Origin of the sequence: Maribacter sp. TH_r10, assembly GCF_033101095.1 — a bacterium.
Lineage (GTDB): Bacteria > Bacteroidota > Bacteroidia > Flavobacteriales > Flavobacteriaceae > Maribacter_A > Maribacter_A luteus.
The window spans coordinates 755,418-779,700 of record NZ_JAWMPY010000002.1 but is presented as its reverse complement, the minus strand read 5'-3'; the positions used below and the strand labels follow the sequence as shown (position 1 = coordinate 779,700).

At 39.2% G+C, this 24,283-nt stretch carries 22 protein-coding genes; 4 read left to right on the top strand and 18 right to left on the bottom strand.

The features are described 5' to 3' along the window. Positions 1-15: 15 nt before the first annotated feature. Positions 16-1,323: a UDP-N-acetylglucosamine 1-carboxyvinyltransferase gene (murA, locus tag R3X28_RS08770; RefSeq protein ID WP_154367257.1), complete on the top strand. Its 1,308-nt coding sequence runs from the start codon at positions 16-18 to the stop codon at positions 1,321-1,323. Between the two features lie 508 nt (positions 1,324-1,831). Here murA and R3X28_RS08765 read toward each other — a convergent pair. From R3X28_RS08765 to R3X28_RS08715, 11 genes are all read right to left on the bottom strand, one after another. Beyond that, entirely contained in the window at positions 1,832-2,092 is a 261-nt protein-coding gene (locus tag R3X28_RS08765) for a hypothetical protein (RefSeq protein WP_282054751.1), read from the bottom strand. A 349-nt stretch (positions 2,093-2,441) separates the two neighbouring features. Then, positions 2,442-3,071, bottom strand: a complete 630-nt coding sequence (locus R3X28_RS08760) for a hypothetical protein (RefSeq protein WP_282054753.1) — start codon at positions 3,069-3,071, stop codon at positions 2,442-2,444. Beyond that, the gene (locus tag R3X28_RS08755) at positions 3,071-4,069 is read right to left on the bottom strand and encodes a PQQ-binding-like beta-propeller repeat protein (protein WP_282054754.1); all 999 of its coding nucleotides are present in this window, start codon (positions 4,067-4,069) and stop codon (positions 3,071-3,073) included. Before R3X28_RS08755 ends, R3X28_RS08760 begins: the two co-directional genes overlap by 1 nt. A gap of 379 nt (positions 4,070-4,448) precedes the next feature. Beyond that, positions 4,449-4,871: a hypothetical protein gene (locus R3X28_RS08750; protein WP_317663990.1), complete on the bottom strand. Its 423-nt coding sequence runs from the start codon at positions 4,869-4,871 to the stop codon at positions 4,449-4,451. A gap of 387 nt (positions 4,872-5,258) precedes the next feature. Beyond that, positions 5,259-5,594: a hypothetical protein gene (locus R3X28_RS08745; protein ID WP_317663989.1), complete on the bottom strand. Its 336-nt coding sequence runs from the start codon at positions 5,592-5,594 to the stop codon at positions 5,259-5,261. Between the two features lie 139 nt (positions 5,595-5,733). Next, positions 5,734-6,417 carry a lysoplasmalogenase gene (locus R3X28_RS08740; RefSeq protein ID WP_317663988.1) on the bottom strand — a complete coding sequence of 228 codons (684 nt, stop codon included), beginning with the start codon at positions 6,415-6,417 and terminating at the stop codon, positions 5,734-5,736. Positions 6,418-6,423: 6 nt separating this feature from the next. Further along, on the bottom strand, positions 6,424-6,606 hold the full coding sequence (locus R3X28_RS08735; RefSeq protein WP_282054756.1) for a CDGSH iron-sulfur domain-containing protein: 183 nt from the start codon (positions 6,604-6,606) through the stop codon (positions 6,424-6,426). 40 nt (positions 6,607-6,646) lie between these two features. Then, positions 6,647-8,074: an amidohydrolase gene (locus tag R3X28_RS08730; protein ID WP_317663987.1), complete on the bottom strand. Its 1,428-nt coding sequence runs from the start codon at positions 8,072-8,074 to the stop codon at positions 6,647-6,649. Between the two features lie 98 nt (positions 8,075-8,172). Next, complete coding sequence (locus R3X28_RS08725) at positions 8,173-9,483, bottom strand: deoxyribodipyrimidine photo-lyase (protein ID WP_317663986.1); 1,311 nt, start codon at positions 9,481-9,483, stop codon at positions 8,173-8,175. A 1-nt stretch (position 9,484) separates the two neighbouring features. Beyond that, positions 9,485-10,174 carry an SDR family oxidoreductase gene (locus tag R3X28_RS08720; RefSeq protein ID WP_317663985.1) on the bottom strand — a complete coding sequence of 230 codons (690 nt, stop codon included), beginning with the start codon at positions 10,172-10,174 and terminating at the stop codon, positions 9,485-9,487. A 2-nt stretch (positions 10,175-10,176) separates the two neighbouring features. Next, complete coding sequence (locus R3X28_RS08715; protein ID WP_317663984.1) at positions 10,177-10,671, bottom strand: SRPBCC family protein; 495 nt, start codon at positions 10,669-10,671, stop codon at positions 10,177-10,179. A gap of 152 nt (positions 10,672-10,823) precedes the next feature. Between R3X28_RS08715 and R3X28_RS08710 the strand changes: the two genes are divergently transcribed. The 3 genes from R3X28_RS08710 to R3X28_RS08700 all read left to right on the top strand — a co-directional run bounded on the left by R3X28_RS08710 (position 10,824) and on the right by R3X28_RS08700 (position 16,210). After that, a complete protein-coding gene (locus R3X28_RS08710) occupies positions 10,824-11,936 on the top strand; it encodes a T9SS type A sorting domain-containing protein (protein WP_317663983.1) in 1,113 nt (370 codons plus the stop codon). 89 nt (positions 11,937-12,025) lie between these two features. Further along, on the top strand, positions 12,026-12,877 hold the full coding sequence (locus R3X28_RS08705) for a DUF2911 domain-containing protein (protein WP_154365168.1): 852 nt from the start codon (positions 12,026-12,028) through the stop codon (positions 12,875-12,877). Positions 12,878-12,997: 120 nt separating this feature from the next. Continuing rightward, entirely contained in the window at positions 12,998-16,210 is a 3,213-nt protein-coding gene (locus R3X28_RS08700; protein ID WP_317663982.1) for a glycoside hydrolase family 2 TIM barrel-domain containing protein, read from the top strand. A gap of 58 nt (positions 16,211-16,268) precedes the next feature. On the opposite strand, the gene R3X28_RS08695 is transcribed toward R3X28_RS08700, so the two are convergent. The 7 genes from R3X28_RS08695 to R3X28_RS08665 all read right to left on the bottom strand — a co-directional run bounded on the left by R3X28_RS08695 (position 16,269) and on the right by R3X28_RS08665 (position 24,106). Next, a complete protein-coding gene (locus R3X28_RS08695; protein ID WP_154365174.1) occupies positions 16,269-18,005 on the bottom strand; it encodes a sodium:solute symporter in 1,737 nt (578 codons plus the stop codon). 105 nt (positions 18,006-18,110) lie between these two features. After that, a complete protein-coding gene (locus R3X28_RS08690; RefSeq protein ID WP_317663981.1) occupies positions 18,111-20,642 on the bottom strand; it encodes a PIG-L family deacetylase in 2,532 nt (843 codons plus the stop codon). A gap of 81 nt (positions 20,643-20,723) precedes the next feature. After that, a complete protein-coding gene (locus tag R3X28_RS08685) occupies positions 20,724-21,257 on the bottom strand; it encodes a mechanosensitive ion channel family protein (protein WP_154365178.1) in 534 nt (177 codons plus the stop codon). A gap of 1 nt (position 21,258) precedes the next feature. Beyond that, on the bottom strand, positions 21,259-22,206 hold the full coding sequence (locus R3X28_RS08680) for a septum formation inhibitor Maf (RefSeq protein ID WP_154365180.1): 948 nt from the start codon (positions 22,204-22,206) through the stop codon (positions 21,259-21,261). 33 nt (positions 22,207-22,239) lie between these two features. Next, on the bottom strand, positions 22,240-22,827 hold the full coding sequence (locus R3X28_RS08675) for a Maf-like protein (protein ID WP_154365182.1): 588 nt from the start codon (positions 22,825-22,827) through the stop codon (positions 22,240-22,242). A gap of 3 nt (positions 22,828-22,830) precedes the next feature. Next, a complete protein-coding gene (locus tag R3X28_RS08670; protein WP_154365184.1) occupies positions 22,831-23,358 on the bottom strand; it encodes a KdsC family phosphatase in 528 nt (175 codons plus the stop codon). Next, the gene (locus R3X28_RS08665; RefSeq protein ID WP_317663980.1) at positions 23,342-24,106 is read right to left on the bottom strand and encodes a Rossmann-like and DUF2520 domain-containing protein; all 765 of its coding nucleotides are present in this window, start codon (positions 24,104-24,106) and stop codon (positions 23,342-23,344) included. Before R3X28_RS08665 ends, R3X28_RS08670 begins: the two co-directional genes overlap by 17 nt. Between the last annotated feature and the right edge of the window lie 177 nt (positions 24,107-24,283).

The following is a 24,283-nucleotide window of genomic DNA, read 5'->3' as shown; positions in this document are numbered from 1 at the left end:
TAGTCTTGATCCTAAATGGGAACATTTAAAATTGAAGGTGGCCATCAGTTATCCGGGGAAATTACCCCACAGGGCGCCAAAAATGAAGCATTGCAGATTTTATGTGCCGTGTTGTTAACTGCTGAAAAAGTTACCGTAAACAATATCCCCGACATTGTTGATGTCAACAAACTCATTTCTTTGTTAGAAGATTTGGGTGTAAATATCCAAAAGAAGGGCAAAGGGTCTTATACGTTCCAGGCCAATGACGTAAATCTCGATTACCTACAGTCCGATCAATTTAAGGAAGACGGTAGGGGACTAAGAGGTTCGATCATGCTCGTTGGGCCTTTATTGGCCCGTTTTGGCAAAGGCTATATACCAAAGCCAGGAGGAGATAAAATAGGTAGGAGAAGGTTGGATACCCATTTTGAAGGTTTTATCAGTCTTGGTGCTAAGTTCAGATATAATAAAGAAGAACATTTTTATGGGGTGGAAGCCAAAAGGTTGAAAGGCACCTATATGTTACTCGATGAAGCTTCTGTAACAGGGACCGCGAATATTGTAATGGCGGCCGTACTTGCCGAAGGTGAAACTACCATTTATAATGCGGCCTGTGAACCTTATTTGCAACAACTATGTAAGATGTTGAACCGAATGGGGGCCAAGATCTCAGGAATCGGTTCAAACCTATTGACCATTGAAGGTGTTGATACGTTGGGAGGAACCGAGCATACTATGTTGCCCGATATGATCGAGATCGGAAGTTGGATCGGATTGGCGGCCATGACCAAAAGTGAACTTACCATAAAAAACGTAAGTTGGAAAGATTTGGGATTGATTCCCTCAGTGTTCAGGAAATTAGGGATAACCATTGAAAAGCAAGGGGATGATATCCATATTCCTGAGCATAAGGATGGTTATGAAATCCAAAATTTCATTGATGGTTCAATTCTTACGATTGCCGATGCACCTTGGCCCGGACTTACACCCGATTTATTGAGTATAATTTTGGTAATGGCCACCCAAGCAAAAGGGGAGGTCCTGATTCACCAAAAGATGTTCGAAAGTCGCTTGTTCTTTGTCGATAAGTTGATCGATATGGGAGCTAAGATCATTTTGTGCGATCCGCATAGGGCCACTGTAATTGGCCATAATTTTAAATCGAAATTAAAGGCCACCACCATGGTATCACCCGATATTAGGGCAGGGGTTTCCCTTTTGATTGCTGCCTTATCGGCAAAAGGAACTTCCACGATCCATAATATTGAACAGATCGATCGCGGTTATGAGGATATCGATACCCGACTACGGGCTATCGGGGCCAAGATCACCAGGGTGTAGTTTTTCGAAAAAGCAGGAGTTTTATTTTCCGTCTATGGCTAGAGTTCGATTATTGAACTAGCTGAGGATTTGTATGAATTGACCCAAAACAGCCTGCACCCAAGGAACTTTTTTGGGTATAGGTAGTTATTTCTAATACTTCATTAAGAGTTAACCCCGAGAGAATTATGGGAGGGGATATCATTTTTCTCTTCTGTTTTCCTTCTATCTAAAAAGGCTTGACTCTATTAATGGTGAAATACATCCCCCGTCGTGCAGGTACCCTCTTCACTTCGGCTGCGCTCAGTGCAGGCATAGGGGGAATTATTGTCCCCTTGAGGGGACTACAGGGGTGTTTTACTCCACACATTATACTTAATACTTTTTTACATCCCCCGTCCTGCGGGCACCCCCTTCACTTCGACTGCGCTCGCGCTAACAGGGAATTGGTTGCGTTGGCGCTAAGAAGGCCGCACCAAAATATTAGAATGATATATAGGTAGTTGTTTTTCATAATACTTAATTATTATTATTTATTTTTTCTAACGAGAGCAAAAAATAACCATCCCACAACTAGGACAATTCCAATTATAATGTTGAAATAGCTTTCATTTGCAATGCCCCGTACAATATTATAACCAGCTAAAATGGCTAGTAACAGTGCACTTTTCCATGTGCCAAAAAAACCTTTATTAGAATTCTTTTTTCTTTTCGCATCTGGAACATCCTCATGGACAAAATATTTGCACTCTTTTTCAAAAACAGGTGGGGTCGAGCGTTTTATATTCATAATTATTGTTTCGTACTAATTGTCCCCTTGAGGACGGTGCAGTGATAACTGCTCGCGAGTCGTGGCGTTGGCGGGGGGTGTTTTGCACCATACATTATTCATGCAACTTTTGTTTGGCATTTTCACATCCCCCGCCCTTCGGGCACCCCCTTCGAAGGGGGATTTTATTGTCCCCTTTGAGGGGACGGTAAAGTAGTGGGGACACTACTTTACAGGGGTGTTATGTACATGGCACGAGCCTGCATGAGGCAGACAGGCGTGACGCTCACGCTAGCGGGGGTTGGCGCTAAGAAGGCCGCACCAAAATATTAGGATGATATATTAGGTAGTTGTTTTTCATACTACTAGGTTATGATTTGTTTTTATTAAAAAGAGAGATAAAATGTTTCAACCCTTCCCAACGATTCGGTATTCTAGGTTCCGTACCATATTTCATGTAATTGTACGCGCTAAGTAAAATCAGGGTACAACCTGCAAATCCCATTATACTTATTAGATATCCAAATACAATTGACGAGTATTTTCGAAAGACAGGAATTTTTCCCTTGATTTTTACTCCGTTTATGGCTAGGTAATCGACTCCTGATTGCTGATTACTAGCTTCTTTATATAAAACTTCTATTGTGTCAATAAAATGTAACTGCCCTTTAGAGAACGATATAGGTAAGTCCTTAGGAAAATCATTCTCTTTTTCGAATAAACCATGTTTATAAAATAATTGTGTAAGTGGCAGGTGTTTACCTTCATTGGTGTAGAATTGCAAATCTATATTTTGGTTTTCAAATAGGAGACTTACCCTAATGTCATTTTTATTGGCTACATGAGCTGATATTTTGATTGAATCCAATCCTATGATACTAATAGGTTGCGTATTCATTTGTTTTGCCCCATCGACCATTAATGGACCTAAACGAAAAGTCATTAGTAGGGCAACTGCCATATAAAAAATAAAAAACGCTATGTATTTTATTTTTACCATTACGCTATTAGATCGTTCATTTTATAAATATGAAGTGTATCTGCATTGTCGATAACACATAAATAGGGGGCAAAATATTTTATAGGCCTGGAGGCAGGAAAACCTTTTGCGTTTTCTTCAGTGTAAAACCAATCATATTGTAGCGTTTCTAAATTAAAAGCCCCAATACGGTTACTAAAAAAATCGGTAGTAATGATATGGTTGTCGATAATGACAAACGTATCACGCTGCGAATCGAACCATCCAGGTTCATTGATTGCTTCGTATGGTGCGAACTCTATTCTACGATGGATGCCGGTCTCAATTTCTGTTTCAAAATAGCCCGTCGAGGTAACGCCTTTTAGTTTGCCATCAATATCCACTAAGAGATTTCTGTTATTGGTCTTAGTAACCGACCACAGCAGTTCTCCTGTTTCTACATTGTACCCTGCCAGAATAGAGTCATTTACGGCTATTACCAACACCTTGTTGTATACGGTAAAAAATTTATAGTTTTTAGCCTCTTGAAAATCGTCCGTAATTGTTTTTTTCCATAAAACCTCTCCTGTTTCTATATTACGGGCTTTAAATTTTGTTTTTTTCCTGCTAAAGCAATAGTCACTAATTACTATAATTGAGATGTTTTCCAACTCCCATAAAATCTCTTTTTTTGACAAGGAGTATACACAGAACTTTCTGTTCCAGATTTTTCCTTTATATAAAACTATATGGTTTTTAATCTGTGAACTATCAGTGCATTTGTAATCTTCTAAAAATGGAATAATATATTCTTTATTCTGTTTAAATAATTTACTCCAAACATCTAGAAAATAAACGTTATCATTTTTTTTAAATACTTCAAGTATATCTAGTTTCTGTGTAGTTTCGCCAAATACACCTAAATCATTACTATGATAAATTACTGCGTTTTCTTTTTCAAAAGAAACAAGTAAAGAAGAGTTATCTATTTTTACAATAGAGTATACATTTTCAATTTTTTTTATTTTGTTCAGTACCATATTAAAACACCCAGTTTATATAGTTGATTAAGGATATGTTTTAAGCATTCTTAACAATACTCCAGTTAACACCAGCATAACAGCAGTACCCCAACAACTACGATATATAACAGTAATCATCAATGTTCTATTGTAAATAAATGTATCTAATTTTTGTTGAATCAATAAGGTCACAACCCTTTTAAAAACCTGATTATGGATTTTCCTGATCCAGCACACCTTGGGTGATCAAATATTGTGCCGTGGCATAGGTACCCATGATCAATAGGTGGGAGTAGGGGACATCTATTATTGACACTCGCGTTAGCCGGAGGAATTGGTTACGTTGGCGCTAAGAAGGCCGCACCAAAATATTAGGATGATATATAGGTAATTTTGTTCATCCTTCTGATTCTTTATTTTTAGATTTAAAACCTTTAATAACGTATTTAAACCCTTCAATTTTTGCAACTACTAAATTGGTGATTTCTATAGTTTCACCTGTTTTTTTATAGTGTTCTACATGCAGTTTTGCTAAGCCGAAAACAAGCCATACACCAAATAAACCTATGACACTGAAAATAGCCGTTAGTGTATAGTAAATTAACCTTTCTATTAATGTTATTTTTTTACCCTTTAAAAAAAGGTCATTAATCTTAATTTTCTCAATGCCTTTGTTTTTGTATGAAACCTCTATTTTATTATATTTTTTGAGTTGTTCATTGTTAAAAAATAGCGGGATTATTTTTCTTATGTTATCTTCTTTTAAAATACCTAACTGTTGTAAAAAGACTTGTATTTTTTCATGTTCTCCATCGGGCATATAGTATCTCTTTTTGTATATTGTTGTACTGTCAAACATTACTGACAGTTTAAGATATCTTTCGTCAAACGAATTGCCATTTTGTAAATAAGTTAGATTGAAATCTTGTAAAGGCTTTAACAGAACAAACACATCTTGTTTTCGAGCTTTGGTATAAAATTCGGGCACAAATAGAAAAAGTATACAATAAACAAAACCTATCATGAAACCAAATGTTAGTATGTAGTTTAAAGTTTTCATTTACCTATCTACTGTGTTTTGTTAATTAGTAATTCATTTTCGACTAATTGTTTCTTTATTTAATCTTATTTCTTTTAACCATGTCATTCTTACTTTTGACGGCACGAGCGTGACGCTTGCGCTAGCGGGGGTAAATTAAATACAAGGTTAAATATTATCACTTAAAAAGCTCTTCAATACATTAAGTTGGTATAAAATGTTTTCACTTGTCGATTGGGTTCTATTATTTACTGAACGGTCAAACTGCCACAGAGAATATTCTGTGTCACTTATGAAAATCTTTACTGAAAAATGACCTCCGATATCTCCATCAAAACAAATCCTATTATCTACACCATTAAAATATTCTATCCACCAATAACCTGTATAAATAGTCTTTTTTAATAAAACATATTCTTTAAAGTTTTCTTCAAAATATTGTTCTACCAAATCTATGCTATCTGAAAGATTTAAACTTTGATTTTCTACCATATCACTTTCCATGTATTAGCCCATGCTAGCGCAGGCGTCAGGCTCGTGCCCGTATAACTAAGATATATAACAGTAAATATCAACATTCTAGCAACATAGTGCGTCTAATTTTTGTTGAATCAATAAGGTCACAACCCTTTTAAATACCTGATTATGGGTTTTCCTGAACCAGTATACCCTGGGTAATCAAATATTGTGCCGTGGCATAGGTACCCATGATCAACAGGTGGGCGTAGGGGACATCGGTCAAGAATTTATTGATCGCCAATATACTATCGGAGGCAATAAAGAACAATGCTCCCCAAAAAACGAGATTAAAACTGTATTGCGGCACCCTGCCTTTTCTTCCAAAGGCCGCTAAGGCCATCAAGAGAATAATGGCAACATAAAAGATAACGGGAATTTTAAGGGCTCCAAGTCCCGCTTGTATCTGAAAGAAGAGAAAAGACCCATAAAGGACCAACAGACCTAAAACCAACCAAAAGGCTCTCGAGAATGGGATATTCCGCTTTCTAAAGAAAAGGATGGCATATACCACATGTGCCAGAAGAAAGGAAACGAGTCCGGCCACGAAATACTTCGACGAAATACCATCATACATCAAAAAAGCATCACCCAGCCAAGAAAAAAATAGGGCCATCAGCATTAACCCATAGGTAGGTTTCCCTAGTTGACGCCCATTAATGGCAAAATAAACCAATAGGGAGCATAAGATCAAGGGTTTGGTTAAATGACGCATGGCATCATCCCCAATACTACCCACATACAAATCGATCAAAACGATGAGGGTGAATATGGGCAGGAAATAGGTAGGCTTTCGGTTGGCCTTACTCATAATTATTTAGCTGTCTTTCCAACCCACCTTATTATGGGTGCCGTCGCAGAATGGTTTGTTGTTAGAGGCACCACAACGGCAAAAGGCAGTCGTTTTTTCCTTGACCTCTTCGTTGCCATCCGCATCGATGATGGTAATTTGGCCTTCTACCAATAAGGGGCCGTTCGGTTTAATTTTTACTGTTGTCATGGCTATACTATTTGTTTAGATTCAATTTTAATCAGAAAACCTATATCCCATTTAGTGGTGGTGGCCCATCTGGAATTATAGGCTCGTACTTTTCGCTTCCTTTGCGTTCTATGTATTCGGCTTTTACTTTTTGAACCAATTTCGGATTTTCGAATAGATCAACGGCGGTCATCCCCAAGGCCTTTGCGGCATGTACCATTCCTTTATGACCAATGCTCATTCCCCCGCAGGCAACTACTGCCCATGAATGCCAAGGTGTATCTTTTGGGGCAACGGTGACACCAAGGTTTATATTGGGTACGTTCCAACTTACATCGCCCACATCGGTAGAACCACCTCCGGGATGTTCCTTGGTTTCTTCCAAGGGTCGAATTTGACTATCCATACCAACTTGGGGCTTACCTGTCGATTCTTGTATTTTCTTCCCAAAAGCGGTTTCTTCGGCCGTATAGGTCAAAGGTCCGAGCAATTCGAGGTTCTTTTGCATGATCTCACCTCCCGATCGGTTAACAAGCACTTCGTAAATCCCGGAAATCAAAGAAATCTTATAATCCACATTGGCCATGATGGCAGCCCCTTCGGCCATTTTCTTAACCTGCTCATAAACGGGCATCATCCCACTTCGTTTGGTATCGCGAACCCTGACCCATAATCTGGAATAATCGGGTACCACATTTACCACTTGTCCGCCATCTTGAATATGGTAATGTATGCGCACCGTTGGTTTTATATGTTCCCTGTAATAATTGATCCCTGTCGTATACAATTCCAAGGCATCGGAAGCACTACGGCCGTTCCAAGGGTCACCGGAGGCATGTGCGGCCTGGCCATAGAATTCAACTTTAAAATCTACCAAGGCCAACGAACTTTGAACATCCGCTTCGGTTTTTGCGGAAGGGTGCCAACTTAAATTCACATCAACATCATCCCAAAGTCCTTCACGAACCATCCAGATCTTGGCAAAATACTTTTCTTCGGAAGGGGTTCCCAAAAACTTTATGGTGCCCTTCAACTTCCCATTTTCCATGAGTTCTTTGGTCGCGATGGCAGCCCCTAAACTTGCCGCTCCAAAGAGATTATGGCCACAACCGTGTCCGGCAGCACCTTCTTTTAATGGTTCTTTTGTGGGCTGGGCCTTTTGTGAAATTCCCGGCAAGGCATCAAACTCCCCAAGAATACTGATCACCGGTTTTCCCGACCCGTAGGTAGCGGTAAAGGCTGTGGGTATACCTGCAACCCCTCGTTCAACTTTCATTCCGTTTTTCTCGGCATAATCGGCCAAGATCTTGGATGACTTGTGTTCCTCAAAAGCGGTTTCGGCCGCTGCCCAGATGGAATCGCTAATTTTTATCAATTCCGTTTTGTGGTTCTCTACCGAGGCAACCAAGGCCTTCTTGTTACTGTTCATTTTTTGGGCCGATACCGTAAAGGAAATCAGCACGAAGATAGCAAAGAGGTGTTTTTTCATACTAAAAGGTAAATGGTGGTTAAATGAGAGAATATTTCAAAGGATTTCAATATCCATTGAATTATTCCTGGCTTGGATATAAATATACTAAAAATGTACTATCCAAGTGCCTCTTTGTAAACCTTTAAACAACGTTCCCTAGCCATTTTATGGTCTACCATTTTAGAAGGGTAGGTCAGTTCCTGTAGTTCAGGAACCCATTGGTTGATGTACTCATGTTTTTTATCGAATTTATCGATCTGTGTGGTGGGATTGAAAATACGGAAATAAGGCGCAGCATCTACACCGCTACCAGCTGCCCATTGCCAATTGCCCACATTGGAACTCAGTTCAAAGTCCAACAACTTTTCAGCGAAATAAGCCTCTCCCCATCGCCAATCGATCAACAAATGCTTACAGAGAAAACTGGCGACCAGCATACGTACCCGATTGTGCATATATCCCGTAGCATTTAATTCGCGCATTCCGGCATCTACCAATGGATAACCTGTTTGCCCATGTTTCCATTTTTCGTACTCTTCCTCATTGTTTCGCCAAGGAATACGGTCATATTTGCGTTTAAAAGCGTTGTTTATGGTGTGGGGAAAGTGCCAAAGGATCTGCATAAAGAATTCGCGCCAAATCAGTTCGTTCCAAAACACCTCATTTTTTGAAGCGATGGCTTTCGTTACAATTTTTCTGATGGAGACCGTTCCAAATCGTAAATGTGGGCCAATCCTTGAGGTTCCATTGTCTATTCCCGGAAAGTTCCTCGTAGCTTCATAATTGTCTATCAGGTCCTCAGAGGTGGTAAAATCAGGGACTTTTATATCAGAAGTTTCAAAACCTATTTGCTCTAAGGTCAGAAATGGAAGATTTTTATTTGCAATAAAGTTATGGGGTGACTTATGGTCTTTTATTTGCTTTGATAGTGTACTTGAATTGAATTTTTCTTTCCATTTGTTCTTGTACGGCGTATAGACCACATAGGGGTCACCATCGTTTTTGACAACTTCTTCCTTCTCGAAAATAACCTGGTCCTTGTAGGTATGGAAAGGAATGGACTTACCTTCAAGGAACTCCTGTACCCGTTTATCACGTTTTATGGCATAAGGCTCATAGTCGTGGTTGGTATACACCGCTTCTATATTGAAATCCTTGGAGACAGATTCGAAAACTTCCAAAGGTTGCCCATGATAAATGCCCAATGAACTATTGAAATCCTTTTTTAACCGCTCAGAAATACGAGTAAGCGTTTGGTGTATAAAAGTAACCCGAGCATCATTTTTAGGTAATTGAAGCAAAATTTCCTTATCGAAAATAAAAATGGGTAGCACATGGGTGGCATTTTTCAAGGCTTGGGCCAATCCCACATTATCATCGAGGCGTAAATCCCTCCGAAACCAAAATATCGATACTTTTTCTTCCATATTAATTTACGTTCAGGGTTGATAATCCGCCATCTACACCAATAATCTGTCCGGTCATCCATGAACTATCCGGACTAAGAAGAAACTGGGCTATTTTTGCCAAATCGGTTGCTTCCCCAACTCTTTTCAAAGGGTGTCTTTGTGCCATCATTTCCTTCTTTTTATCATTGTTCAACAATCGAGCGGCCAAGGGGGTATCCACAAGGGAAGGTGCAATGGCGTTTACCCGTATCCTAGGTGCATATTCAGCGGCCAAGGATTTTGTAAAACCTTCTATGGCCCCTTTCGCCGCAGCCACACTGGTATGAAAAGGCATCCCTGTCTGTACGGCCACCGTACTGAAAAAAACGATACTTGAACCATCGGCCAATTTCGGCAAAACATCTTTCACCACATTTACCAAGCTAAAAAAGTTCAACTGCATATCTTCCTTAAAAGTATCGACCGAAAGCATTTTAAAGGGTTTAAGGTTAATACTGCCCGGACAGTAAACAAGTCCGTTCAATTGCTCGGGCAATGTTGAAGTGTCCAAAGCATCGGTAAGCGCATCGAACGGAATGTGTTTTATGTTCGGTAAATCGGTTACCTCCCAGGTTCGGGAAGCAATATAAACATTGTGGTTTTCATGAAGTAACCTTGCCAATGCCAGTCCTATGCCATGAGATCCACCTATTAGTAGAATATTTTTCATTTTCAAATCGTTTTAATGTTCAAAAAATTAGCTTCACCCTCCATCTTACCAAAGAGCTCGGTAAGTTTCTGTTCCCTATAAGCGAATATGGTTTTCAATTGCCCTTTTATCATCGGGTAGGCCAAACGTCCCAGTAAGCCATAAGGGAGTTTAATATCTATGATGTCTTCCATGAGTACACCATTTGGGATTTGCTTTAAGAAGTGTTTATGGTGCCATAGGGCATAGGGACCAAATCGTTGTTCATCAACAAAATACTCACCTTCTTTCACATGGGTTATTTCTGTTACCCAACGTGTGGAATAGCCTGGGAAGGGGGTTACTTTATACTGTATGATCTGTCCTGGAAACATTTCCCTATCTGCTCCCGATAGAATATTGAATCCCATGTGGTCGGGCGTAATCGTAGCTAGGTTCTTGGGATCTGATAAAAACTCCCACGCTCTATTACGGGTAATGGGAAGGGCTTGACCGGAATGCAATTGATGTAATTTCATGGTGCATGGATAATAATGTTTAACAAATGTAATGAAAGATTAAACAAAAAAGAAATTTGATACTGTTATCATTTTCGTAAATTGTCGTTTTCCAAGATACTATGCGATATCGTTTGTTTTTTATTCTGATCATGTTCACCTTTTCTAGGCTGATGGGCCAGGTTTCGACGGAGACCGTTGGGCAATTGCCAATGGAATTGAACGAATATTCAGGACATATTTTTTTTGATGGCAATTTGATTGCACACAATGATTCCGGCAATGAACCCATTTTGTATGTATTGGATACCTTATCCATGCAGATAACCAAAAGGGTTAACGTAGTAAATGCGGAGAATATGGATTGGGAAGACATTACCCAGGATGATGACCATATATATGTTGGTGATATTGGTAATAATTTGGGTACGCGTAAGGATCTGGTCATATATAAAATCTTGAAGGATGACTTTACCGGCCAGGATGAAGTAAATGCAGAAATCATTTCTTTTGTGTATGAAGACAAGGAAAACTTTGATGATAACGGGGAAAGTGACTGGGATGCAGAAGCATTGACCGTTGTGAACAATGAATTGTGGATCTTTACGAAACAATGGGTAACACAGGGGACGGTAGGTTATAGTATACCTAAGGAACCGGGGAACCATTTGGCAAAAAGAATGGATTCGTATCAGGTAAACGGATTGGTTACCGGAGCCACATACAATGAACTTAACAATGACTTATTGTTCTCTGCCTATTCCAACACCTTACAGCCTTTCGTTATAAGGGTCAAGGATGTAGATTCTTCCGGTATTTTTGATGGTACAGTAGAACATATTTCCTTGGATATTGATTTTGGACAAGTTGAGGCGATAACCGCAATCAGTGCCCAACGTTACTTCATCGGTTCTGAACAATTCGAAAGAAGCAACCTATCCATAAGTTTAAATCCAACTTTATACAGTTTGCAGTTTAGTTTAGAGGAGGAGGTTAATGAGGAAGAAATCCCTGAGGAGGAAGAATCGCCAAATAATGACCAAGAAGAAGACCGCCTGCTACTTTATGGCACTTATGATTCTGAAGTGCTGAGTTATGATCTGCTGTCCGATAAATCGGTTTTGGCCCAAGCAATTTTCGATACTTCAGGGAAAATGGTCAGGTTTCAATTAGGTGCCGATATTGAAAACAACAATCTATACCTGAATACATTAAAATCGGGTGTATACTATCTCACCGTTTATTTAGGTGATAAAGTACTTTCCGAACCTTTCCTGGCCTATTGACCGTATGGTTTACTTATATTTAAGAGTTTGTTAACAAATGTGACAGTTCTTTATAATTAGTTTTGGAAAAACTATAATTCAACGACAAAATGAAAAAACTAGTAGTATTAGTATGTGTGGCTTTGGTTTCCTTTTCGATGGAAGCGCAAATTACGACGCCACAAGCGAGTCCGTCTTCAACATTGAAACAGACCGTAGGATTAACAGATGTGACCGTAGAGTATTCCAGACCTTCTATGCGCGGTAGAACCATCTTTGGTGATTTGGTGCCTTATGACAAATTATGGAGAACCGGAGCCAATGGGTACACCTTGATTACCTTTAGCGATGATGTGAAAATCGCCGGACAAGATGTAAAAGCGGGTACATATTCTATTTTCACGAAACCGGGCACCGCTTCTTGGGAAGTTTTCTTTTATACAGACACACAAGGTGGTGGCACACCAAGGGATTGGGATGATAACAAAGTTGTTGCAAAAACGACGGCACAGGTATTTCCTATGCCTGAAGGGACTACCATAGAAAGCTTTACGATTACCATTGATGATTTGACCTCTAGTTCTGCAAATCTTGGTTTAATGTGGGAAAATGTATATGTAGCAGTTCCTTTTGAGGTACCTACTGACGTGGCAGTTGAAAAAGATATTGAAAGGGCCTTAGGTGGTCCAAGTGCGGGAGATTACTATGCAGCTGCCGTATATTACTCAAGTGAAGGGAAAGACATAAACAAGGCCAAGGAATGGATGGATAAAGCCATGTCAATGACCGAAAAACCTGCTTTCTGGCAATTAAGGCAACAATCGTTGATCCAGGCAAAGTCCGGTGATAAAAAAGCGGCAATAGCTACTGCAAAAAAATCTTTGGCAGCAGCAGAAGAAGCCGGTAATGCAGATTACGTTAAAATGAACAAAGACTCTTTAAAAGAGTGGGGTGGTATGTAAAATCCACTTTATATGATTTTAAGAAACCCTGTCCTTTTCGGCAGGGTTTTTTTATGCTTTTATGGATATAAATGTGATGGGATCTAGTACTTTTATATAACCACCATTCCATAGAAAACCATGCATAAATGTTTCTATTACCTCGCTATTTTTTTTACAACTATTTCTTGTAACCAGTCTATTGAAAAGCCAGAATATACGGCTGAAATTTGGGAAAATCCTGAATGGGAAAACCCAGAGGTCTTCCAAATAAACCGTGAAGCCCCATCCGCATCTTTTTACCGGTATACGAGTATTGAAGATGCCCTTGAAAACGACAGCTGGGAAAACTCCCCATTGTACAAATCCTTGAACGGCACATGGAAGTTTTATTATGCAGAAAACCCAACGAAGCGCCCAACGGAATTCTTCAAGGAAAATTTTGACCTACGGGGTTGGGATTCCATTCAAGTGCCATCCAATTGGGAAATTCAAGGCCATGGCATCCCTTTTTACACGAACATAACGTATATGTTTCCTGCCAATCCCCCCTATATTCCACATGAAATAAATCCCGTAGGTAGTTATGTGCGGGAATTCGCGATACCGGAAACTTGGGACGATAAGGATATCCATCTTCATTTTGAAGGCGTTAGCGGCGCCATGTACATTTGGGTAAATGGTAAAAAAGTAGGCTACAATGAAGGCAGTAAGACTCCCGCTGCCTATAATATCACTGAATATGTACAGGTAGGAAAAAATTCCATTGCCATTCAGGTATTACGTTGGTCAGATGCCAGTTATCTCGAAGATCAGGATTTTTGGCGGTTAAGTGGAATTGATAGGGATGTTTATGTATATGCCACGAACAAAACGACCCTAAAGGATATAAAAGTGATTTCGGATTTAACCGATGATTACAGCAATGGCCATTTAGAAGTACAATTGGCGTTAAAAAATGCTACGAAAAATGTACCCCTTCTAACGGAAATACAATTATTGGATGGCGATATCGAAGTATATAATGAGGCAAAAAAAGTGGAAGATAGGGAAGGGGATATATCAATGGATTTCACGAAAGCCATTCCAAATGTAAAGACATGGAATGCAGAAACCCCAAATCTTTATACCTTATTAATCAGCCTGCTCAAAGAAGATGGTACTGTTTTGGAAACTACGTCCATAAAAGTTGGTTTCAGGAAAATTGAAATCAAAAACAACCAATTTTTGGTCAATGGGAAGGCCGTTTTATTAAAAGGGGTAAACCTGCATGACCATAATGATAAAACGGGGCATGTGGTTAGCGAGAAGCTCACTTTTAAGGACCTTGAACTAATGAAACAGAACAACCTCAATGCCATTAGATGTAGTCACTATCCAAAGAACCCCCATTTTTATAGGATGTGTGATACCTATGGGTTTTATGTTATTGATGAGGCCAATATAGAAATACACGGAATGGGAGCCACCAACCAAGGTCTTGATGAAAATTTGGAAGTCCAAAAAATACATCCTGCGTATCTTCCCCAATGGAAGGCCATGCATTTAGATCGAACCATTCGAATGTTCGAAAGGGACAAAAACCACCCGAGTATCATTACATGGTCATTGGGCAATGAGTCCGGTAACGGGGCTAATTTCTTCGCAACCTATGATTGGTTGAAATCCCATGACAAGACACGACCCGTACAGTATGAAGGTGCTACTTCCTATGAAAACACCGATATCCAAGCACCGATGTATATGCGAATTCCCAATATGATAGCCTATGCGGAGAACAATCCCAAAAGGCCTTTGATACAATGTGAATATGCACATGCCATGGGCAATAGTGTTGGCAACCTTCAGGAATATTGGGATGCTATCGAAAAATATGATGTTTTACAAGGTGGATTTATTTGGGATTGGGTAGATCAAGGTTTATTGACAAAATCAGAAGACGGACAAGAATACTGGGCTTATGGGGGTGATTTAGGTGGAAAGGATTTTCAGAACGATGGTAATTTTTGTTTAAACGGATTGGTAAATCCAGATAGAACGGCACACCCTTCTTTACATGAGGTCAAAAAGGTATATCAATATGTGAAGTTCAAAGCAACCAATGCCGAAATCGGGGATATTACCATTAAAAATAGCTACGATTTCATCAACCTGAATCAATTTGCCTTCCGTTGGAAATTGTTCAAAAACGGCCTTGAAATTGCGAAAGGAGATCTACCTACATTGGATATACTTCCGGGGGATTCAAAAAGGATAAACATCGATTTACCTAAATTGAATACGGGCGAAGGGGAATATTTCTTAAACCTCTATGCGTATACCCGAGAAACAACTCCTTTAGTTCCAAAAAATCATATAGTCGCCTATGAGCAATTTCAATTATCCGATTTTATTCCGGATACTTTTACAACCACCAATAGCAATGGTGGACTAGAGATTTACTCTAAAGAAAAAGTTGTTACCATATTGGGTAATGGCTTTGAAGTGCAGTTCAATTCTGAAAAAGGGGAATTAACGTCAATTGATTATGATAATGGCAATATTTTGCTCAAAGGTATTTCGGCCAATTTCTGGAGGGCGACTACCGATAATGACTTTGGGTATGATATGCCAAAAAAACTGAAGGTTTGGAAAGATGCCACGGCAAATCAGGAATTAGGGAAAACCACGCTGGACTTAAGTTCTGAAAATGGTTCTTTGGATGTTCTGGAATTGAATGAAACCCCTTTTAAAATCGATAATGGTACTATTCATATTACTACGGAATATACCCTTCCTATTGTTCAGGGTGGGGTAGGACTTACCTATGATATCAATGACAAAGGAGAAATCAGGGTTACCACAAAACTATCGAATATTTCGAAAGATTTACCGGTTTTACCAAGGTTCGGCAATAATTTCATAATAAAGAAGGAATATGAAAATGTGAGCTGGTACGGTAGGGGTCCGTTTGAAAACTATCAAGATCGTAAAACAGCAGCTTTGGTCGGAAAATATGGAGCAAAAGTAGATGACCTATACTACCCCTATATTAGACCTCAGGAAAATGGAAATAGGTCAGATGTACGTTGGGTCACTTTCAAAAATGCTAACGGGGCAGGTATTCAGGTTTACACCCTTGATTTATTCGATTTCAGTGCCCATCATCAATACAATTCAGATTTTGATGCGGGGGAAAGCAAAAAGCAAAGACATACCATAGATATCATAAAACGTGATTTGATCAATATCAATATCGATTATAAGCAAATGGGTGTTGGTGGTGATAATAGTTGGGGGTTAATGGCATTGGATGAATATCAGATCCAACCTGAAAATTTATCGTTCAGTTATATCATCAAACCACTGAGGTAGTTTCTAAAAACTAAATCGTTTATCCCAGATAATATCCGGTGTTGGCTTTAAAACCCATTTAGGTTTGTATGGGTGGTTTTTTCAATAACCTATCAAAGGCCTCAAATACGAAGGAGAAAAGAATGACCAACGCCGCCCCAATAAAGTTCAACCATAAATAACCTAATTTTTCCTGTCCTTCAGGGTAAATATAGATCAAGTTGTAATAGGTAATGCAAACCAATGTCTGCGTTAGGATCGCTGAAATAAATACGGCATTACCTTTTACGTATTTAAAGAAAAATGCCAATAGGAAGATACCAAGTACATTGCCATAGAATATACTACCAATAATATTCACCAATTGGATCAGATTATCGAAAAGATGGGCGATACAGGCGATAACAATGGCCACTATTCCCCATAGCAGGGTAAACCCCTTTGAAACACGAACATAGTGTTTATCAGAGAAATTGTTATTGTTTTTCCTTCTTTTATAAAGATCCAAGGCCGTTATGGTTCCCAATGCGTTCAGTTCCGAAGCCGTAGAAGACATGGCCGCCGATAAAATAACCGCTAACAATAATCCTATGAGCCCTCTTGGGAGGTTGTTCAATATAAAATGGATAAAAACATAATCCTTGTCATTGGTTTCAATTGAATCATCGGATAATTTGATCAACGCCTTGGCTGCGACCCTATTGGTACTATCTTTTTTGTTTATGCCGATAATCTGCATCTTGGCCGCCTCTATCGCCGTATATTCTTTTAAATCCAACGCAATGGCATATTTGTTCTGGGCTATAATCTTTTCAGATTCCAATTCAATTTGTCGTTGTTGTAAAACTTTGTAATCGTCGGCATAATCCGAATTCATAACACTACTGGTTGCCGCAGGATTAAAGTTAAGGGGAGAGGGATTGTACTGATAAAAAACAAAGACCATGACCCCTACTAATAAAATGAAGAACTGCATGGGAATTTTAAAAATCCCGTTGAAAACAAGGCCCAATTGGCTTTCCCGTACCGATTTACCTGATAAATAGCGTTGTACTTGACTTTGGTCCGTTCCAAAATAGGCCAAGGCCAAGAATAATCCGCCAGTGATACCGCTCCAAAACGTATATCTACTTTTAGTATTGAAGCTAAAGTCAAGAATATTCAGTTTATCACTGGCTCCAGCAATTTTAAGTGCTTTTTCAAATCCAATATCATTGGGTAAATAGCCTAGGATAAAGAAAAAGGCCATGAACATACCAGTAATGATAATGAACATTTGTTGTTTTTGGGTCACACTAACGGCCTTGGTACCTCCGGATACAGTGTAAATAATAACCAATGTGCCAATGATAATATTCAAGGTTCGTAAATCCCACCCAAGAACGGCGGACAAAATAATGGACGGTGCAAAAATGGTAATCCCCGCTGCCAAACCACGTTGCACCAAAAACAGAATGGCCGCCAAAGATCGGGTTTTAAGATCAAATCTATTTTCTAAAAATTCGTAAGCGGTATAAACCTTTAATTTGTGATAGATGGGAACAAAAACAAGGCATATGATGATCATGGCCAAAGGAAGTCCAAAATAGAACTGAACAAACCCCATACCATCATGAAAGGCTTGGCCTGGAGTGGATAAGAACGTAATGGCGCTGGCCTGTGTCGCCATGACCGAAAGTCCGATCGTCCACCATTTAGATTGGCTCCCACCCCTTACATAATCATCAACGTCTTTACTGCCACGGGTTTTCCAGACCCCATAGCCAACAATGAATAAAAGCGTTCCTGAAAGAATGATCCAATCTAATGTCCCCATATTACATAAAAGCTGTCATAAGATAACTAAAAAGCAAGATATAGATGGCATTCAATACCAAAACCAAGGTATATTCCTTTTTCCATTCTAGTTTGTTGTTCATAATCAACCTTTTATAGGTGTTTTTTGTTTTACGTCACTCTTTCCAACAGATAACATATTGGCAAATAATTTATAAGCTCCGGGTACGCCTGCAGGCAATTCCCTGAAGAAACTCAAACCTGTATAAATATAGTTTCCTTTTCCATAGGGAGCTATTAAGAGGCTTCCTTCTTTTGCTGTTTCCCCCTCATCATGCATCGATAGGATAGGGGTGAACTTGGAATCCCATTCACTAGGGAAGTACAGTCCCCTTTCCTGTACCCATCCTTTAAAATCCTCATTCGTTATTTTATTGGGATAATTGACCAACTCATGATCTTTCCCGATTATTTCAACTTCTGATTCCTCATCGGTAACCCGTTCCCTTGATAATTTTAGCGGAAAAGGGGCAATATCTTCATATTGTTTGTCCCATCTACCTGCTGTATTGTACTGCAAAATTAAGTTACCACCCTTCTTAACATAATCGAATAAATATTTCTGTTTGAACTTTAATTCAGGTACTACATTATATGCCCGTATGCCTACAACAATCGCACCATACTTGCTTAATGTCTCCGCATTTATTGAATTTGGGTCAATGGTATGTACTTGATAACCGATTTGCTCAAGACTCTTAGGAACGTCATCACCTGCACCTACAATATAACCTATATGTTCCCCCACTTTTTGGATATTCAAACGAACTACTTTTGCTTCTGTAGGTAACAAGACCGATTGGGTGGGTATATGGTCATAGGCTATGGTGACCAACTCTTTCGACAATTCTTTTCCGTCGACTTTAATAATGGGCGAAATATAACTTTCATCCTCACTTTCCGGAGGGGTCAATTCAAAAACCACAATTTGTTCGTCCCCTTTATTTTTGATTTCAAAAGGTTTACTTTCTTTGTCCACTATCCAGCCTTTGGAATAACATAATTCAATTTCACCTTTGATATTATCCCTATGGGCCTTAATGGAAACAGGTACTTTTTTAGGTTTACCGTCGGCAAAGATCATAACCTTGTCTTGAAAACTAGCCGTAGCTACTGGTAGAATATCAAAAGGATGGTATAATTCGCCATGATCAGGCTTGGAATACCTATGAATAACGGGTTTGTCAATTGCAATCGGGTAACCTTCTATCTCTAAATTGAAAACCGCATGGAAAGCCGGTGGTGTTTCAGGGTTACCGATTAAATCAGGGTCTTCTACCGTGTACATGCCTAAAGTTCCTTTTTTATTTAACCAATACGGGCTTGTATAAGAAATGTCATCAGGAATATTTAATTGAACCTTAAATTCTTGCTTATCATTATCGGTAAGGTTTATATCCTTATCCGCCGAGACTAAATCACTGATTACAACGGATTTAAGTTTGATATCGGAACTACTACGATTAACGACCTCGATATTTATTTCTGCCGTACTCCCTGGAATGGCCATGGCATCTTTGGATGAAGCCTCTAAATATAAACCTGAAATCGTGGTTATGATGTCTTTCAGTTCTTCCGATTTGATCTCTTTCCAATAGGTGTCAGGAATTTCCTGTAACAATTGATAAGCCTTTACAAGTTCTTTTATATGTGCTGACGGATTTTTGAAATTGTAATTTTTTTCAATTTCATATAAAATCGCACCGATAGCTTCTCCACCTTCAACTCGAGACCATGTGGTATCTATACCATCGAAAACATTGTTTTTATCGGCAGGCATATTGCCTTTCAATAATTCAATATACTCATTTTGGGTGCCTCGGGTCATTAGTCGACCAAAGCCTTGACAGCGGTGTTGGCTACTCGCCAAGGAGGCAATTTCATTGTTCGAAACGCCAAGCATGGGATAATAAACGCCAATATCGAAACTAAGCATGTTCGACTTATCCGCGGCCTTGAATTTCTCTTCACTACCATAAAACCACCAGGAGGTATTGAAAAACAACCTTTTGGGTTGCCAAGTTTTTAAATCATTCAATTGACTGGGATAGGATGTAGGATCAGAGGCCAAATCAAAAGCTTCAAAACTCAACATGGCCGAAGATGTATGATGACCATGGGTAGTTCCCGGTGACCTGTGATCGAACCTATTAATGATCACATCGGGTTTAAATTTTCGGATCATCCGAACTACGTCACTAAGTACACTATCCTTATTCCATATTTTAAGGGTTTCGTTCGGGTGTTTGGAATATCCGAAATCAACCGCACGGGAAAAAAACTGTTGTCCGCCATCAACGCGGCGTGCTGCCAAAAGTTCCTGCGTTCGTAAAACCCCTAAAAGCTCTCGAAGTTCAGGACCGATTAGATTTTGACCCCCGTCTCCACGGGTCAATGATAAATAAGCGGTTCGTGCTTTAACTTCATTTGATAGATACGAAATCAGCCTTGTGTTTTCATCATCGGGATGTGCGGCTATATATAATGCGGAACCCAAAAAATTCAATTTTTGAATGGCATGATAGATATCTGAAGAAGAATTCTTTGTGGGAACTTGGGAATAAGAGGTGTTTATAAATAGAAGGATTCCTATGAAGGAGGCCAAGTAATTTCGCATAATAAAAATTTAGTTGGATCATAAAGATATAAAGAAACACAGGCAACCGGGAAAATTTACATTTCTTTAACAGCCTTTACCCTAAAGGGTGTCATCATCGGAAACCGTATTTTTGGCGATTAAAGCAACCCCTTTTTGTAACATAAGGCTATTGGGGTAAGTAACCAATTCCCCATTGTCTTTTCTTAAGTATAAATGAAACGCCTTGATGTCCATAATATCAGCTTCTTCGGGAAAATCCCCATCTAGGATACGAATGCGATCACCGATTTTAAAAGGAAAGGACAAAAATAGTATTATACCTGCCGTAACATTGCTCAAAATGGACCAAGAAGCGAACATGGCAACCCCGATTACAGCGAATATAGAGGAAAACAACAACCCGATTTCCTTGAAATTGACCCCCCAAATAAAAATCATGATACCAGTGCCCAGGATAAATAGGCCTATGGATACATATTTGATGATCAAACGGGTTCGGGCTTGGTTCAGATCACTGATCTTACCAATTCTACGTATCGCTTTTGAACTTAGGAATTTCAAGATCAAAAGTATTACGAGGGTAATGGCCGATGCAAAAATCTCTTGTTGGTTGGTGGCAATAAACTCTTCCATATTATAGTCCTAATGTATCGCGCAAATATAAATCCTTATTTCTATTTTGTTGCCAATACGGGGTCTTTATCGTTTTGATCTTGGTCCCTTTTGAAACCATGGTTTTGGCATAATCGCCATACCCACCTTTAAAGGAGTCTGACCAACTTTCAATTGTATACGGAAACTTCTCTCCGAATTTGATTTCCAGAACCCTATTCAGTTCAGGATAGGATATGGTATAGGTTTGTATGCCGTCTATAATGTCCAAAGATGCATTGGCCTTATAAGACCTTAAATCCTTATGTGCCATTCTCAGGTATTCAAAAGAAGGAATCATATTGAATTCACCTGTTGGCAAGGCAGACGGATTGATTCTGATTTTATTCCAAAGTTCGTTTTCAAGGACTTCTTTTTCTAATTTTTGTTCATTGTCCCCCTCCGACTCGAAATAAGAAAATGAGCGTACATCGTATTGCTCACGATTGTTCAATTGCGTAAAAACCTGTCCGCACCATTCTTGTGCTGAAAACGTGACTTTTAATGCGTGTTGATCGTCATGTACTGGATAAAAACTACTGCTCATTATAGCATAGGGGTAGATTCCCGTAAGATATTTTTTAGTACTGTTCAGTTTCAGGACAGGAATATTGTTTGGGTCTTTACTATCCGCTTTTACCTGTTTATCGGCAACAAAAGGCTCAGTAACGTAAATTAAAACTGCCTTTCCATTTCGTAATTCACCATATCTGGCTTGTTCCAGATCATAAGAGGTTATCTCTGCATTGCCCGCATACCAGTAGTCCTTGAATTCTTTGGAAAGAGGTTTGTTTGAAACTGAATTTTTTGAAGTTTCTATCATGGCGATATCCGCATCCCGCTCCGATTTTTTGTCTTTACAGGATTCAAATAAACCACAACACATGGCCAAAAGTAATACGGTCAATTCAAGTTTTATCCAATGCTTCATCACTTTGTTTTGGATAAAACTACTTAAAATCGATTAACCTACCATATCCATTAACGTTTTGTAAACCAATTGGGTGGGTAAGCCTACCACATTAGTGTAAGAACCTTGAATTTCCTCGATTCCTATAAGTCCGATCCATTCTTGTATTCCATAACCTCCCGCTTTATCATAAGGCCTAAAATTCCTTACGTAATATTGGATCTCATCATCGGTCAATTCCTTAAACTTTACTTTGGTGGTATGGTTTACCGTCTTTTGTGAACTGTTCGTGGTAAAAGAAACTGAGGTAATTACTTGGTGCCAACCGTTGGACAATGCTTTCAGCATTTCAAAAGCTTCTTTACTATCTGCTGGTTTGGCCAAGGAAACACCCTTATGCCATACGACGGTATCCGAAGTGATCAGTATTTCATTGGCGGTAAGGCTGTCTTTTAGGGCATTCGCTTTTAATTCGGCCAGATAATCGGATATTTCACTTGCTTTTAATTCCTGTGGATATACTTCATCAACCTCTTTCAATCGTATTTCGAATTGAAGCCCCATATCCTCGAAAAACTGCTTTCTTCTTGGAGAACCTGATGCTAAAATAATCGTATATCCTAAGAACTTATCCTTCCACATATACTAGGCTTTGGCTTCGTTAAAATCTTCGAACCAGTCGCCACGCACTTTCAATACTTGTTCCAGGACATCTCGAACACATCCCTCACCACCATTTTTATGGGAAACATATTTACAGACCGATTTTACTTCCTGAACGGCATTTTGCGGACAGGTTGGTAGGGCTATCATTTTCATAGGAGCTATATCTGGAAGATCATCACCCATATACAATACGTTCTCAGGGTTTATACCATAAACATCCAAGTATTCACCCAAGGGTTCGGCCTTATTATGTGCACCCATATAAAATGTAGTTACTCCCAATCCTTTCAATCGTGATTTAACCCCTTCATTGGTTCCCCCGGTTATAATACAAACATTATAGCCCTTCTTAACAGCTGTCTTAAGTGCAAAACCATCTTTAACACTCATCCTACGCAATAATTCACCTTGAGAGGTCACCTGAACGGTACCATCGGTAAAAACACCATCTACATCAAAAACAAAAGTGGTGATATCCTTTAAATATTGCTTATAACTTTTTTCCATAGGTTTTTCGAATTGATTTACTCAAAAGTGAATATATTTTTTTATGCCTTTTACTGTTTAATTGTGCCTTCTGCTTTTTTAAGGTTCCACGGTCGTTTCGCCTTGCGGGACCGGTTTGTGCATCATATGGGGATAGATCCTCTATTTTTTTGGCGGTTTCCTGGATCAATGGATGCAGTAAGCTGAACGGTACATTGTTTTGCGAACAAAACTCGCACGATAAATAGTACATGTGGTTCGTAAAATTATTGGCCATTACCGCTGCCAGATGCAAGGCTTTTCTCTGGTCAGAATCCATGTATTCGACCTTTTTGGATATAGCTGAGGCCAATTGCTTTAAAACATCGGTGTCAGCTTCATTCTCCGATTCTATACAAATGGGGATTTCGGCGAAATCAACCTTTCTGTCATCACTAAAGGTTTGCAACGGATAAAAAACACCTCGTTTCGTTTTCTTTGATAAGGCCGCTAACGGCACACTCCCAGAAGTGTGAACGACAAGTCCCGCCTTTAAATCCAACTGTTTGGAAACTTCGGAAATCGCATCGTCACTTATGGCCAGGATATAAATATCTGCCTGTTTTAAGGATGAAACTTCCGTGGTTGTTTGATAATCCGAACCTAAGCTTTCTAAAACACTATTGTTTCGACCATAAACCTGCACAACCTCTACATCCTCGGCTTTTTTAAAAGCCCCCAATAAATGTTTGGCAACATTCCCCGTTCCTAGGATTACGATTCTGATCATAATGCGAAAATAGTGATATAATCAATCTTGTTAAAGCATTTTAATAAGTATCGCAGTGCTAAATCCGGTGCAAATTACCGGTAAATCGTTACGATGCATACTTCTTTGTAACTGTTTTTCATTATCATGGCACGTAAAAGATTCAGGGCTTTGTTAAAAGCCTTTCATTGAATATAA

What these genes read in the sequence shown, in the direction of transcription:
- R3X28_RS08740 (WP_317663988.1), bottom strand. Translation starts at nt 6,417, where the DNA reads ATGAGTAAGGCCAACCGAAAGCCTACCTATTTCCTGCCCATATTCACC.
- R3X28_RS08715 (WP_317663984.1), bottom strand. Translation starts at nt 10,671, where the DNA reads ATGAAATTACATCAATTGCATTCCGGTCAAGCCCTTCCCATTACCCGT.
- R3X28_RS08675 (WP_154365182.1), bottom strand. Translation starts at nt 22,827, where the DNA reads ATGTGGAAGGATAAGTTCTTAGGATATACGATTATTTTAGCATCAGGT.
- R3X28_RS08680 (WP_154365180.1), bottom strand. Translation starts at nt 22,206, where the DNA reads ATGAAGCATTGGATAAAACTTGAATTGACCGTATTACTTTTGGCCATG.
- R3X28_RS08665 (WP_317663980.1), bottom strand. Translation starts at nt 24,106, where the DNA reads ATGATCAGAATCGTAATCCTAGGAACGGGGAATGTTGCCAAACATTTA.
- R3X28_RS08755 (WP_282054754.1), bottom strand. Translation starts at nt 4,069, where the DNA reads ATGGTACTGAACAAAATAAAAAAAATTGAAAATGTATACTCTATTGTA.
- R3X28_RS08710 (WP_317663983.1), top strand. Translation starts at nt 10,824, where the DNA reads ATGGGCCAGGTTTCGACGGAGACCGTTGGGCAATTGCCAATGGAATTG.
- R3X28_RS08735 (WP_282054756.1), bottom strand. Translation starts at nt 6,606, where the DNA reads ATGACAACAGTAAAAATTAAACCGAACGGCCCCTTATTGGTAGAAGGC.
- R3X28_RS08760 (WP_282054753.1), bottom strand. Translation starts at nt 3,071, where the DNA reads ATGGTAAAAATAAAATACATAGCGTTTTTTATTTTTTATATGGCAGTT.
- murA (WP_154367257.1), top strand. Translation starts at nt 16, where the DNA reads ATGGGAACATTTAAAATTGAAGGTGGCCATCAGTTATCCGGGGAAATT.
- R3X28_RS08745 (WP_317663989.1), bottom strand. Translation starts at nt 5,594, where the DNA reads ATGGAAAGTGATATGGTAGAAAATCAAAGTTTAAATCTTTCAGATAGC.
- R3X28_RS08685 (WP_154365178.1), bottom strand. Translation starts at nt 21,257, where the DNA reads ATGGAAGAGTTTATTGCCACCAACCAACAAGAGATTTTTGCATCGGCC.
- R3X28_RS08700 (WP_317663982.1), top strand. Translation starts at nt 12,998, where the DNA reads ATGCATAAATGTTTCTATTACCTCGCTATTTTTTTTACAACTATTTCT.
- R3X28_RS08730 (WP_317663987.1), bottom strand. Translation starts at nt 8,074, where the DNA reads ATGAAAAAACACCTCTTTGCTATCTTCGTGCTGATTTCCTTTACGGTA.
- R3X28_RS08705 (WP_154365168.1), top strand. Translation starts at nt 12,026, where the DNA reads ATGAAAAAACTAGTAGTATTAGTATGTGTGGCTTTGGTTTCCTTTTCG.
- R3X28_RS08670 (WP_154365184.1), bottom strand. Translation starts at nt 23,358, where the DNA reads ATGGAAAAAAGTTATAAGCAATATTTAAAGGATATCACCACTTTTGTT.
- R3X28_RS08695 (WP_154365174.1), bottom strand. Translation starts at nt 18,005, where the DNA reads ATGGGGACATTAGATTGGATCATTCTTTCAGGAACGCTTTTATTCATT.
- R3X28_RS08725 (WP_317663986.1), bottom strand. Translation starts at nt 9,483, where the DNA reads ATGGAAGAAAAAGTATCGATATTTTGGTTTCGGAGGGATTTACGCCTC.
- R3X28_RS08720 (WP_317663985.1), bottom strand. Translation starts at nt 10,174, where the DNA reads ATGAAAAATATTCTACTAATAGGTGGATCTCATGGCATAGGACTGGCA.
- R3X28_RS08765 (WP_282054751.1), bottom strand. Translation starts at nt 2,092, where the DNA reads ATGAATATAAAACGCTCGACCCCACCTGTTTTTGAAAAAGAGTGCAAA.
- R3X28_RS08690 (WP_317663981.1), bottom strand. Translation starts at nt 20,642, where the DNA reads ATGCGAAATTACTTGGCCTCCTTCATAGGAATCCTTCTATTTATAAAC.
- R3X28_RS08750 (WP_317663990.1), bottom strand. Translation starts at nt 4,871, where the DNA reads ATGCCCGATGGAGAACATGAAAAAATACAAGTCTTTTTACAACAGTTA.